The following is a 12,803-nucleotide window of genomic DNA, read 5'->3' on the forward strand; positions in this document are numbered from 1 at the left end:
TCATTTTTTCAGGCCCAGCACGTCGAACATGTCAAAAAGGCCGGTGGCGTGCGCATCGAGGAAGCGGGCGGCGCGCAGGCTGCCCTGTGCATAGTTGCTGCGGCTGGAGGACTTGTGGCTGATCTCTATGCGCTCGCCGGTGCCCAGGAACATCACCGTGTGGTCACCCACCACGTCGCCGCCGCGCACGGCGGCAAAGCCGATGGTCGACGGGTCGCGCTCGCCCGTCACGCCTTCGCGGGCGTAAACGGCGCAGTCCTTGAGGTCGCGGCCCAGCGCATCGGCAATCACTTCGCCCATCTTGAGCGCGGTGCCCGAAGGCGCGTCTACCTTGTGGCGGTGGTGGGCCTCGACGATTTCGATGTCGTAGCCGGTCGACAAGGCCTTGGCTGCCATCTCGAGCAGCTTGAAGGTTACGTTAACGCCCACGCTCATGTTGGGCGCCATGACGATGGCAATGTCTTTGGCGGCTGCGGCGATTTCGGCTTTCTGCGCGTCGGAAAACCCGGTGGTGCCTATGACCAGCTTGACACCCAGCTCGCGGCAGGCGGCCAGATGGGCCAGGGTGCCCTCGGGGCGCGTAAAGTCAATCAGTACACGGGAATCTTTGAGGCCCTGGCGGATGTCGGCGCTGATCAGCACACCGCTGGCGCGGCCCGTGAACGCGGCGGCGTCAAGGCCGATGGAAGGGCTGGCGGCTATGTCCAGCGCACCCGTCAACTGGCAATCGGGGCTCGCGTTGACCGCTTCGATCAGCATCTGGCCCATGCGGCCGCTGGCGCCTGCCACCGCGACCCGGTGGTGGCGGCTTGGGGTGACGCCTGCCCCGCTCACTGTTTCGGGCTCTCGAGGGGCGGGTAGACGGCCGTGGCTGCGCCTGCGGGCGCGCTGGCGGGGGCGGGGGTGGCGGCTGCATCGGACTTGGGTTTTCCGGCGGCCTTGTTCAGCTGCTCTTCAGTGGCTTCCAGCACGGGCACATCGCCCAGCTTGCGCTTGTTGCCCAGTTTGGCGATGAAGTCGGTCTCGCTCGGCATGTCGTCGCCTGCAAACCGGTCAAGCTGGTCGCCCTTGAAGAACACCGTGTATTTGTAAGACTGGGGCTCAACGCCTTGCCGCTTGAGGGTAAAGACATAGTCCCAGCGATCGGCGTGAAAGAGGCTGGCCATCAGCGGGGTGCCCAGGATGGCTTTGACCTGGTCGCGCGACATGCCGGGGCGCAACTGCTCGACCTGCTCTTTGGAGACGAAGTTGCCCTGGATGACGTCGACCTTGTAGGGTGTGATCCAGTTGACGGGGTTGATCGAGCTGTCGCTCACGCTGCGCAGGCTGCTGCAGGAGGCCAGCACGGTGCAAGCCACGAGCAGAAGAGCGGTTTGGGCGCTGTAACGATGATTTGCAGGCATGGCTGACATAGTAAGGGGGTGTAGCGATATGATTGTTCATTGTAGCGGCTGGGGGTTCCCGGCCGGCACCCGCCCAGACGGGCCGCATTGCCGCTTTACACCGGTTTTACCCAGAGAGTTTTCCCATGAGCAACATTGACGAGCTGAAAAACACGGGTTTGAAGGCCACGCTGCCGCGCCTGAAGATTCTGGAAATTTTTCAGGCAGGCAAACAGCGCCACATGACGGCCGAAGATGTGTTCCGCGTGCTTCTGGAAGAACGCTCGGACATCGGCCTGGCGACCGTGTACCGGGTGCTGACCCAGTTCGAGCAGGCCGGCCTGCTCAACCGCAGCAATTTCGAGTCCGGCAAAGCCGTCTATGAAATCAACGAAGGCCAGCACCATGACCACCTGGTGTGCCTGGACTGCGGCAAGGTCGAAGAGTTCTACGACGCCGAGATCGAAAAACGCCAGCAGTCGGTCGCCAAATCCAAAGGCTTTACCATCGCCGACCATTCCCTGTCGATTTACGCCAACTGCACCAAGGACAAGTGCCCGAACCGCAATGGCACGCCGGTGCGGCATCACCACAGTTGAGCTTTAAGACGAGCTTAAAAAGATAAAGGGCCTCTGGCCCTTTATTTATTTGCGCAAGCAGCTACCGGTTTGATAGCGAACAGGTTTATCCGCACCTTCGGCTAGTCATCCTGCTCCATGGCGCGGCGGTGCCGCTCCACAAACTCCTGGTAGGTGTTGATGCCGCGCAGCTGCAAAATCGCATTACGCACCGCGGCTTCGACCAGCACGGCGATATTGCGGCCGGCCTCCACCTGGATGATCACCTTGCGCACCGGAATGCCCAGCACGTCCTGCGTCAGTGGCTCGTAGGGAATGCGTTCGTAGTCGCGCTCCAGCGTCTCGCGGCGCACCAGATGCACGATCATTTTCAGACGCATCTTGCGGCGCACCGCCGTCTCGCCAAAAATGGCCTTGATGTCGAGCAGGCCGATGCCGCGTACCTCGAGCAGGTTTTGCAGCAGTTCCGGGCAGCGACCCTCAATCGTGGTCTGGTTGATGCGGTACAGGTCCACCGCGTCATCGGCCACCAGGCCATGGCCGCGCGAGATCAACTCCAGGCCAAGCTCGCTTTTGCCCAGGCCGGATTCACCGGTGATCATCACGCCCATGCCCAGGATGTCCATGAACACGCCGTGCATCGAGGTGCGGTCGGCAAAGTGCTTGGACAAATAGGCCCGCAGCACGTCAATGACAAAGGCCGCCGACTCCGGCGTGGAAAACATCGGCAGCTGCGCGCGCTCGCACATCGACAGCAGCGTGTCGGGCGCCACCTGGCCGTCGGCCACGATGAGCACCGGCGGCTCCAGCGTGATGATGCGGGAGATGCGGCGGGCGCAATCTTCGGGGCTGGCGTTGGTCAGGTAAGCGACTTCACGCTCGCCCAGAATCTGCACGCGGTAGGGATGGATGTAGTTGAGATAACCGACCAGGTCGGCGCCGGAGCGGGCGGCCCGCACGGCGACCTCGTCAAATCGCCGCTCCGAGGCGCCCAGGCCGGCAATCCATTCCCACTTCAGGGCGGCGCGGTGGTCTTCGAATAAAACGTCGGCGCTGACAACGGTGGGCTTCATGCCTGCCTGTAGATCGGAAAAGACCGCAAAGGTCTAGGAACTGACTTCGTGGACAGAGTGCCAGGAAGCGATCAGGTTATGCAGCGCAGCGGCATCGGTGCTGGCCTTGAGCTGCTCGCGCAAGGTGCTGTCGCTGAGAAGCTCGGCGATTTCAGAGAGGATCTCAAGGTGTTTTTGCGTCGCGGCTTCGGGCACCAGCAAAAATATCAGTAGCGCGACAGCTTGCTCGTCTGGCGCATCAAAGCCAATGGGCGCCTGCAGCAGGAACACCGCCGCCATAGGCGCTTTAAGGCCCTTGATGCGGCCATGCGGAATCGCCACGCCGTGGCCGAGACCGGTCGATCCCAGGCGTTCACGGGCAAACAGGCTGTCGGTGATCAACGCGCGGTTCAGGCCATGCTGGTTTTCAAACAGCAAGCCGGCTTCTTCAAAAGCGCGCTTCTTGCTGGTCGCTTCAACACTGACCAGCACTTGGGAGGGGGGCAAAATTTGCGAAAGACGGTTCATAACAATCTTTTAGTCGCCGAATTATGCACTTTGCAGCGGGTTTGCTGGAAAAAGAGGCATAAAAAAGCCGCTTGACGTCTCAAGCGGCTTTTGGCAACTTTTCTGACACCTGCCTGGCAAGCCCCGATCCGGGGGCCGCAATGGCCCGGAGCGGGATTTCCGGCCGGCCAGTGCGGGTTGCGAAGCAAAAAGCGGAGTGGCCAATCAGGCCTGGCGCTTGGCGGCAATGTGGTGGTGATCCTGGGTTTTGGTTTTGTAGCGCCCGACCTGGCGATCCAGCTTGTCGGTCAACTCGTCTACGGCGGCGTACAGATCAGCGTGGGAACTCTCGGCAAACAGGTCGCGGCCCTTGACGTGCACATTGCACTCGGCCCGCTGGCGTCTTTCCTTTTCTTTCATGTTGTCCACTGTCAACAGGACTTTTACGTCCACTACCTGGTCAAAGTGCCGGGTAATCCGATCCAGCTTGCTTGTCACATAACCGCGCAGCGCGGGGGTAACTTCAAGATGGTGACCGCTGATCGTCAAGTTCATAAAGAGACTCCTTTTCCAAAGTTGGAGCTGGGTTGAAAACGCCGCCGGGCCCATGCGGGCGGGGCAGCAGACGGGGACACTCTCTTGGATTTACTATGCGCCCGATACCCCTCAAATGCAACCTTGCGCCGCAATAAATAGTGAAACCTTCTGAAAAACCGCTTGACCCCGCACGGGGCTGCGCGCTGCCGCCCGAGCGCCTTGTTTTGTGCGCAGCGGCAAGCCTTTGATTTCGTTTGGTTTTTTATGCACATGCATGAAAATGCCTGGCGCGTAAGGCTTGCACGAAACAGGTGCCGGCGGCATCATTGCTTACACATTCGCGGCGGCAGGCCGCGAAGGCTTTGCGATGCGTCACGGCAAGTGCAAGGAACAGACAAGGGCCGGCTGCCCGCACGGCAACAAAACCACAACAACCCGCCATGTCGCTTGAGACCATTATTTCCTCGGCATTGACCCGGCCCGACGAGAACCGCAATGCCCTGGTGCTCATGGGCGGCGGCGCGCGCACTGCCTACCAGGCCGGCGTGCTGCATGCCTTGTCGACCATGCTCAGCCTGCAAGGCGGCGCGGCCAACGCGCAGTTTCCTTTCAAGATTCTCGTAGGCACGTCGGCGGGCGCGCTCAATGCCGCCTTCCTCGCAAGCCGCGCGGGCGAAGGCCTGCAAGCCTTTGCGCAACTGGCCAGCTTCTGGACCACGCTGCGCTCGTCACAGGTGTACACACTCAAGGTGCCGAGGTGGATACGCTCAAGCCGCATCGCGGCTGCGCTGTTTTTATCGCAGCAGGTGCGCGCGCAGCAGGCGCTGCTGGACAACACACCGCTGGTGGACACCCTGCACCGCGCCATTTCGCTCAGCCATATCGAGCAGGCCCTGCAAGACAAAACCCTGCGGGCCCTGGCGGTGACAGCCTCCAGCTACAGCAGCGGCGTGCACTGGACCTTCTGCCAGATGGCCGCGGGCCGGCAGTCCGATCTGTGGAGCCGGCCCGGGCGGCGCGCGGAATTCCAGCCCATCACCATCGAACACCTGATGGCCTCCAGCGCCATTCCCTTTCTGTTTCCATCGACACCGCTCTGGGTCGACGGGCATCCGGAATTTTTCGGCGACGGCTCGATGCGGCAGAGCTCACCCCTGTCGCCCGCCCTGCACCTGGGCGCCGGCAAGGTGCTGGTGATCGGCGTCGGGCAGCCTGAGCGCGCCAGTTTTGCCGGCGGCAATGGCGCCAACGTCAGCGGCAGACCCACGCTGGGTGCGATTGCCGGCCATGCCATGGCCAGCGTTTTTCAGGACACGCTGCAGGCCGACGTGGAGCAGGCCCAGCGCGTGAGCAAAACCGTGCGCCAGATGCCGCGCGAGATCGCGGCCATCATGCCCTACCGTCCGGTCGACATCCTCGCGATCGCGCCTTCGCAGTCGCTGGACGCATTGGCCCAAGCCCACGCCAGTGAACTGCCGCCCGGTACTTACAACGCCCTGGCGGGCCTGGGTGCGCTCGGCGCCAAAGGCAGCCCCGGCGGCGCGGCGCTGGCCAGTTACCTGCTGTTTGAGCCCGGCTTTGTAAAGGCGCTGATGGCCTTGGGCGAGCACGATGCCTATGCGCGTAAAGATGAACTGATCAGTTTCTTTATGTAGTTTGCGTGGCAAAGCGCGGTGGGGAGCGGTAGATAAACACAGCCTGAAGTGCCATAATCGCCGCTGATTCAATAACGGAGAAATCCTTGGAAAGCAGCCCTAGTCGCTAGCTTTCAACACCGCAGACTGGCGAGAGGCCTCGCAAGGCCCACGTTCAAAAGGGGGTTGAAAGCGATGCCATCATCCCACCGCCCTTTTTACGCGCGAGGCCTCACCGCATGCCTTGCGCACGCCCCTGAACCGATAGGCAGTCAGTCATGCTCAATATTTTCACGCTCGCCAATGGCCGGCTTTTCCAGGAAGAAATCGAATCCCTGGAAGAACTCTCGAAATTCCAGCCCATCTGGGTCGACCTGGAATCTCCCACCCTCGAAGAAAAACGCTGGATCAAGCAGTATTACGGTCTCTCCATCCCCGAAGACGCGATGGACGAGGACATCGAGGAGTCCGCCCGCTTTTACGAGGAAGACAACGGCGAGCTGCACATCCGATCCGACTTTCTGATCGCTGACGACGCCGAGCCGCGCACAGTGCGCGTCGCCTTCATCCTGAATCTGGTCAACGACGACCTCAAAAGCAAGGGTGTGCTGTTCTCCATCCATGATGAGGACGTGCCGGTGTTCCGGTTGCTGCGCATGCGCGCGCGCCGCGCACCGGGGCTGATTGAAGACGCCAAGGAAGTGCTGCTCAAGCTGTTTGACGCCGATGCGGAGTATTCCGCCGACACGCTCGAAGGCATCTATGTTGAGCTCGAGAAGGTCAGCACCCAGGTGCTCTCGGGCGACGTGACCGATGCGCTGGCCGGTGAAGTGCTGGGCGCCATCGCCCGCCATGAAGACTTGAACGGCCGCATCCGCCGCAACATGATGGACACCCGCCGCGCCGTCAGTTTCATGATGCGCAGCAAGATGCTCAACGCCGAGCAGTTCGAGGAAGCGCGGCAGATTTTGCGCGACATCGACTCGCTCGACTCGCACACCGCCTTCCTGTTCGACAAGATCAACTTCCTGATGGACGCCACCGTCGGTTTCATCAACATCAACCAGAACAAGATCATCAAGATCTTCTCGGTGGCCAGCGTCGCGCTGCTGCCGCCCACTCTGATCGCCAGCGTGTACGGCATGAACTTCAAGGGCTGGTTTCCGGAGCTGGAATGGGCCTACGGCTACCCGTATGCGCTGGCGCTGATGATCGCAAGCGCGGTGGTGCCGATGTGGTACTTCCGCAAACGCGGGTGGTTGAAGTAGCGGATTTACAGTCGGCCCAACAGCCGCTCGATGATCGCGTGCGCGTAGCGGCTGGCCACTTCTTCGACAAACTTCGGAAAATCCACATGCGCGCTGTCGTCGGCGCGGTCGGAAATCGTTCGCACTGCCGCAAACGGCACGCCATAGTCCAGGCACACCTGGGCCACGGCCGCGCCTTCCATCTCGACCGCGAGCACGGGGTGGCCGGCGCCGGTCAGCGCGTCATGCAAGGCTCGCGACTCGCCGGCGCCCGAGACAAATCGGTCGCCGCTGGCAATCAAGCCCTGGTGCACGCGTGCATTGGGAAAAGCCTGGCTGGCCTGGCCGTGTGCCAGCGCCTCTGAGGCCGCGTTAAACAGCAGCGCGGTCAATGCAGGGTCTGTATCGAACCGGGTACGGCCATAAAGCGGCACCTCGTAGCGCGGGAACAGTGGCGAGGCGTCCAGGTCGTGCTGCACAAAATCGCTGGCCACCACGATGTCGCCCACATTCACGCCCGCCCCCACACCACCGGCCACGCCGGTGAACACCATGCGGCGCACGCCGAAGCGTTCGATCAGCGCCGTCGCCGTGGTGGCGGCCGCCACCTTGCCGATCTTTGACAAGGCCAGCACTACCGGCCGGCCGTGCAGGTCGCCCAGCCAGAAGTCGCGTCCGGCGTGGGTGACTTTGCGCGGGTGGTGCAGCAACTCCATCAGGCCTTGCTGCTCCTGAAGGAGCGCGCTGAGGATGGCGGTGGGGGTGGTGGAGGCGGGGGTCGGTGACATAACTGGATTGTGCCAACAAGCCTTTGCCTGGTAGAGGCGAAATAGAGGCAGACGTAAAAAAGGGCGACTTGCGCCGCCCCTTAGAAAACCTTTTCAGGCTCTAAAAACTTGTACGTTCATTTTTTGTAGCTCCGGCGTAACAAGCCCTGCAAGCAGGGCAGTTGTGAGCCTTCGCTGCAAGAAATGAAGCTTTGCTTCATTTCTTGTCGCGCAGTTCGCGGCGAAGGATCTTGCCGACGGGAGTCTTGGGCAAGTCGGTGCGGAACTCCACCACCTTGGGCTGTTTGTAGCCGGTCAGGTTGGCTTTGCAGTATTCGCGCACCTGGGCTTCGGTGAGGTCGGGGTTTTTCTTGACGATGACCAGCTTCACGGCTTCGCCGGACTTGTCGTCGGCCACGCCCACGCAGGCGCATTCCATCACGCCGTCGAGCTTGGCCACCACATCTTCGATCTCGTTCGGGTAGACGTTGAAGCCGCTCACCAGAATCATGTCTTTCTTGCGGTCGACGATCTTGAAGAAACCGTTGTCGTCCAGCACGCCGATGTCGCCGGACTTGAAGTAGCCGTCGGGCGTCATGACCTTGGCGGTTTCGTCGGGGCGCTGCCAGTAGCCGGCCATGACCTGCGGGCCCTTGATGGCGATCTCGCCGGGCTGGCCGCGCGGCACTTCGTTACCGTCATCGTCCAGCAGCTTGAAGTAGGTGCCGGGAATCGGCACACCGATGGTGCCGGTGAAGGCCTTGCTGTTGGTCGGGTTGCAGCTGGCCGACGGCGAGGTCTCCGAGAGGCCATAGCCTTCGCAAACGGGGCAGCCGGTTTTCTCAAGCCAGAGCTTGGCGACCGCGCTTTGCACGGCCATGCCGCCGCCCAGCGAAATCTTCAGGTGCGACCAGTCGACCGTGTTGAAGTCGGGGTGGTTGGCCAGGCCGTTGAACAGCGTGTTGACGGCGGGGAAGCTGTTGACCTTGTGTTTGGAGAGCTCCTTGAGCACCGCAGGCAGGTCGCGCGGATTGGGGATCAGGATGTTTTTGCCGCCGGTGCGCATGCCCAGCATCATGTTCACCGTGAAAGCGAAGATGTGATACAGCGGCAGCGCGCAAACATAGGTGGGTTGCTGGTCCGCAGGCATGCCGACCATGGCCGGGCCGTTCCAGGCTTCGGACTGCAGCACATTGGCGATCACATTGCGGTGCAGCAGCACGGCGCCCTTGGAAACGCCGGTGGTACCGCCGGTGTACTGCAGCACGGCCACATCGTCGGGCTTGATGTCGGGGCGCTTGAGCGTCAGGCGCGTGCCTTGGGCAACCGCGTCGTTAAAGCGCACGGCGCTGGGCAGGTTGAAGGCCGGCACCATCTTCTTGACGTTGCGCACCACGTAGTTGACGAGCGCGCCCTTGAGCATGCCCAGCTGGTCGCCCATGGCGCACAGCACCACGTGCTTGACGGGCGTGGCGGCAATGCATTGCTCCAGGGTGTTGGCGAAGTTTTCAATGATGACGATGGCCTTGGCGCCCGAATCCTTGAGCTGGTGCTCCAGCTCGCGCGGGGTGTACAGCGGATTGACGTTGACCACCACATAGCCTGCACGCAGGATGGCGGCCACGGCCACCGGGTACTGCGGCACGTTGGGCATCATGATGGCGATGCGGTCGCCCTTGGCCAGGCCCAGGCTCTGCAGGTAGGCGCCAAAGGCGAGCGACAGGCTGTCGGTCTGGCCGAAGGTCACGTCCTTGCCCATGAAGCTGTAGGCGACGCGGCTGCCGTGTTTCTTGAAGCTTTCCTCCATCAAGGCGACCAGCGACGGGTACTGTGACGCGTCGATATCGGTAGGAACGCCCGGCGGATAGGCTTTGAGCCATGGGCGGTCAAGGGTCGCTGCATTCATGTCTGTCTTCTCCATTACGTGTTGCTTACTGCCATGGATTCTCATGGCGTGCCCTCTTCGTGGCTATTGCGTTTTCCCTAGGAAACCCGGGAAATCAGGAGGGAAAGCTCTCTAAACTGGAAAGTTTTCGCGGCACGAGGCCGCGGGAAAACCCGGCAGCCCCGCCCAGACCTTGAACAGGCGCCCGGATTACTCGATGGCCTTGCCCATGTCTTCGATCACCTTTTTGGCGTCTCCGAACACCATCATGGTCTTGTCCATGTAGAAGAGTTCGTTGTCCAGGCCCGCATAGCCGGCGGCCATGGAGCGCTTGTTGACGATGACCGTTTTGGCTTTGTAGGCCTCCAGGATGGGCATGCCGTAGATGGCGCTGCCCTTGACGTGCGCGGCGGGGTTCACCACGTCGTTGGCGCCCAGGATGATGGCCACGTCGGCCTGGCCGAACTCGGCGTTGATGTCTTCCATTTCATGCACCTGGTCGTAAGGCACTTCGGCCTCGGCCAGCAGCACGTTCATGTGGCCCGGCATACGGCCTGCCACCGGGTGGATGGCGTACTTGACGTTGACGCCCTTCTCGATGAGCTTTTGCGCCAGCTCTTTGACCGAGTGCTGCGCACGCGCCACCGCCAGGCCGTAGCCCGGCACGATGATCACGGTTTCGGCATTGCCCAGGATGAAGGCCGCATCGTCGGCAGAGCCCGACTTGACGGGGCGCTGCTCTTTGGCGCCGCCGGCGGCCGCGCCGGCTTCACCGCCGAAGCCGCCCAGAATCACGTTGAAGAAGGAGCGGTTCATCGCCTTGCACATGATGTACGAGAGGATGGCGCCCGACGAGCCGACCAGGGAACCGGCAATGATCAGCATGGAGTTGTTGAGCGAAAAACCAATACCGGCCGCAGCCCAGCCCGAGTAGCTGTTGAGCATGGACACCACCACCGGCATGTCGGCGCCGCCGATCGGGATGATGATCAGCACGCCCATGACGAAGGACAGCGCCAGCATGGCAAAGAAAGCGGTCCAGTTGCCGGTGAACATGAACACCAGCCCCAGGCCGATGGTCAGCAGGCCCAGAACCAGGTTCAGCTTGTGCTGGCCGGCAAACTGCACCGGTGCGCCCTGGAACAGGCGGAACTTGTAAGTGCCAGACAACTTGCCGAAAGCGATCACCGAGCCGCTGAAGGTGATGGCGCCGATGGCCGCGCCGAGGAACAGCTCAAGCCGGTTGCCGGTAGGGATAGGGTTGCCCTTGGCCGCAATGCCAAAAGCATAGGGCTCAGCAACAGCGGCCACGGCGATAAAGACCGCGGCCAAACCAATCATGCTGTGGAAGAAGGCCACCAGCTCGGGCATCTTGGTCATCTCGACCGTCTTGGCGCGCCAGGCGCCGTAGCCCCCACCGACCACCAGACCCAGCAACACATAACCCATGCCCAGGGCTTTGCCCCCTGAGATTTCAACGATGAGCGCTGCTGTGGTCAGCGCGGCAATGGCCATGCCGACCATGCCGAACAGGTTGCCGCGTATCGAGCTGGTGGGGTGTGACAGGCCCTTGAGCGCCTGAATGAAGCAAACGGAAGCCACCAGGTACAGCAGCGTGACGAGGTTCATGCTCATTTGGCGGCTCCTTCAGCGGGCGCTGCAGCTTTTTTGTCTTTCTTGCGGAACATCTCCAGCATCCGGCGCGTCACCAGAAAGCCGCCGAAGATATTGACGGCCGCCAGCGCCACGGCCAGCACGCCCATGGTTTTGCCCAGCGGCGTTTCGGTCAGTGCGGCCGCGAGCATGGCGCCCACGATCACGATGGCCGAAATCGCGTTGGTCACCGCCATCAGCGGTGTGTGCAGGGCCGGCGTGACGGTCCACACCACGTGGTAACCCACGTAAATGGCCAGTACAAAAATAATCAGGTTGATGAGGGTGGGTGACACTGCATCCATGGTCTTCTCCGTGAGGGACTGCGCGGGCATGAACCCGGCCTGTCCGATTAAATCCAGTTGAGCCGATTGTTCCGAAGGGGTTACTTCTTCTTGATCTCACCGCCCTGCGTCATCAGGCAGGCCGCGACGATGTCATCTTCCAGGTCGACATTGAGCGTGCCTTCCTTGGTGATGATGAGCTTGAGGAAGTCGAGCAGGTTGCGTGCGTAGAGCGCACTGGCGTCCGCCGCGACGAGGGCCGGCACATTCGTCTGGCCGATCAGCGTCACACCATGTTTGACGACCGTCTTGCCGGGTTCGGTCAGCGGGCAGTTGCCGCCTTGCGGTGCGGCCAGATCGACGATCACGCTGCCGGGCTTCATGGCCTTGACCATGTCTTCGGTGACCAGCACCGGCGCCGGGCGGCCCGGGATCAGCGCGGTGGTGATGACCACGTCGGCTTGCGCGACGCGCTTGGCGACTTCAGCCTTTTGCCGATCGAGCCAGCTGGCCGGCATGGGTTTGGCATAACCGCCCACACCGACGGCGGCTTCGCGCTCTTCGTCGGTCTCATACGGCACATCGATGAACTTGCCGCCCAGGGATTCGACCTGCTCTTTCACGCTGGGGCGTACATCGCTGGCTTCAATCACGGCGCCCAGGCGCTTGGCGGTGGCAATCGCCTGCAGGCCGGCCACACCGACGCCGAGGATCACGACGCGGGCGGCCTTGACAGTACCGGCCGCCGTCATCAGCATGGGGAAGAAGCGCTGGTATTCAGCAGCGGCCATCATCACGGCCTTGTAGCCGGCGATATTGGCTTGCGATGAGAGCACGTCCATGCTTTGCGCGCGGCTGGTGCGCGGCGCGGCTTCAAGGGCGAAGGAAGTCAGCTTGGCTGCGGCCAGGCGTTGCAGGCCCGCGGCATCAAAGGGATTGAGCATGCCGACCAGCACACCGCCGGCTTTGGCCAGGCCCATTTCGCTATCGAGCGGGCAACGCACCTTGAGCACGATGTCGGCGCCATAAGCGCCCGCTGCATCGGTGATCTCCGCGCCGACGGCCGTGTAGGCCTCATCAGGAACGCTGGCGGCAACGCCTGCGCCGGACTGCACACGGACGGTATGCCCCTGCGCCTTGAGTTTTTTGGCCGTTTCGGGCGTGATGGCGACGCGTGTTTCTCCGGCCGTGATTTCGGCGGGTACCCCAATGAGCATGGGTCTCTCCTCAGTACGTTGGTGTTGGTGTGATTGACGTCAGCCCAGGGCGGGCTTGCG

Annotated in this window: 13 protein-coding genes; 3 read left to right on the plus strand and 10 right to left on the minus strand. The window is 62.0% G+C overall.

Going from position 1 to position 12,803, the window contains the following annotated elements; all coding sequences use genetic code 11:
* Entirely contained in the window at positions 1-789 is a 789-nt protein-coding gene (dapB, locus tag BM408_RS20505; RefSeq protein WP_256375266.1) for a 4-hydroxy-tetrahydrodipicolinate reductase, read from the minus strand.
* A gap of 41 nt (positions 790-830) precedes the next feature.
* A complete protein-coding gene (locus BM408_RS20510; protein ID WP_092132378.1) occupies positions 831-1,403 on the minus strand; it encodes an outer membrane protein assembly factor BamE in 573 nt (190 codons plus the stop codon).
* A 125-nt stretch (positions 1,404-1,528) separates the two neighbouring features.
* Between BM408_RS20510 and fur the strand changes: the two genes are divergently transcribed.
* Positions 1,529-1,981 carry a ferric iron uptake transcriptional regulator gene (fur, locus tag BM408_RS20515; protein ID WP_092132337.1) on the plus strand — a complete coding sequence of 151 codons (453 nt, stop codon included), beginning with the start codon at positions 1,529-1,531 and terminating at the stop codon, positions 1,979-1,981.
* A gap of 101 nt (positions 1,982-2,082) precedes the next feature.
* Here the strand turns inward: fur and hprK are convergent, their stop codons facing one another.
* From hprK to hpf, 3 genes are all read right to left on the minus strand, one after another.
* A complete protein-coding gene (gene hprK, locus BM408_RS20520; RefSeq protein WP_092132339.1) occupies positions 2,083-3,033 on the minus strand; it encodes an HPr(Ser) kinase/phosphatase in 951 nt (316 codons plus the stop codon).
* A gap of 33 nt (positions 3,034-3,066) precedes the next feature.
* Positions 3,067-3,540: a PTS IIA-like nitrogen regulatory protein PtsN gene (ptsN, locus tag BM408_RS20525; protein WP_092132340.1), complete on the minus strand. Its 474-nt coding sequence runs from the start codon at positions 3,538-3,540 to the stop codon at positions 3,067-3,069.
* Between the two features lie 204 nt (positions 3,541-3,744).
* Positions 3,745-4,074 (minus strand): ribosome hibernation-promoting factor, HPF/YfiA family, encoded by a 330-nt coding sequence (gene hpf / locus BM408_RS20530; RefSeq protein WP_092132342.1) that lies wholly within the window; start codon positions 4,072-4,074, stop codon positions 3,745-3,747.
* 422 nt (positions 4,075-4,496) lie between these two features.
* Between hpf and BM408_RS20535 the strand changes: the two genes are divergently transcribed.
* Positions 4,497-5,711: a patatin-like phospholipase family protein gene (locus tag BM408_RS20535; RefSeq protein WP_092132344.1), complete on the plus strand. Its 1,215-nt coding sequence runs from the start codon at positions 4,497-4,499 to the stop codon at positions 5,709-5,711.
* Between the two features lie 257 nt (positions 5,712-5,968).
* On the plus strand, positions 5,969-6,958 hold the full coding sequence (gene corA / locus BM408_RS20540; RefSeq protein ID WP_092132345.1) for a magnesium/cobalt transporter CorA: 990 nt from the start codon (positions 5,969-5,971) through the stop codon (positions 6,956-6,958).
* Between the two features lie 5 nt (positions 6,959-6,963).
* Here corA and BM408_RS20545 read toward each other — a convergent pair whose 3' ends face one another.
* From BM408_RS20545 to BM408_RS20565, 5 genes are all read right to left on the minus strand, one after another.
* Entirely contained in the window at positions 6,964-7,725 is a 762-nt protein-coding gene (locus BM408_RS20545; RefSeq protein ID WP_092132347.1) for a 5'-methylthioadenosine/adenosylhomocysteine nucleosidase, read from the minus strand.
* 196 nt (positions 7,726-7,921) lie between these two features.
* Positions 7,922-9,610 carry a long-chain-fatty-acid--CoA ligase gene (locus BM408_RS20550; protein ID WP_092132380.1) on the minus strand — a complete coding sequence of 563 codons (1,689 nt, stop codon included), beginning with the start codon at positions 9,608-9,610 and terminating at the stop codon, positions 7,922-7,924.
* Between the two features lie 189 nt (positions 9,611-9,799).
* On the minus strand, positions 9,800-11,224 hold the full coding sequence (locus tag BM408_RS20555) for an NAD(P)(+) transhydrogenase (Re/Si-specific) subunit beta (protein WP_092132348.1): 1,425 nt from the start codon (positions 11,222-11,224) through the stop codon (positions 9,800-9,802).
* Positions 11,221-11,547 (minus strand): NAD(P) transhydrogenase subunit alpha part 2, encoded by a 327-nt coding sequence (locus BM408_RS20560; RefSeq protein WP_092132381.1) that lies wholly within the window; start codon positions 11,545-11,547, stop codon positions 11,221-11,223. The genes BM408_RS20555 and BM408_RS20560 overlap by 4 nt, the downstream gene beginning before the upstream one ends.
* An 80-nt stretch (positions 11,548-11,627) precedes the next feature.
* On the minus strand, positions 11,628-12,743 hold the full coding sequence (locus BM408_RS20565; RefSeq protein WP_092132350.1) for a Re/Si-specific NAD(P)(+) transhydrogenase subunit alpha: 1,116 nt from the start codon (positions 12,741-12,743) through the stop codon (positions 11,628-11,630).
* Positions 12,744-12,803 lie beyond the last annotated feature (60 nt).

The organism is Polaromonas sp. YR568 (assembly GCF_900116715.1).
GTDB lineage: Bacteria > Pseudomonadota > Gammaproteobacteria > Burkholderiales > Burkholderiaceae_C > Polaromonas.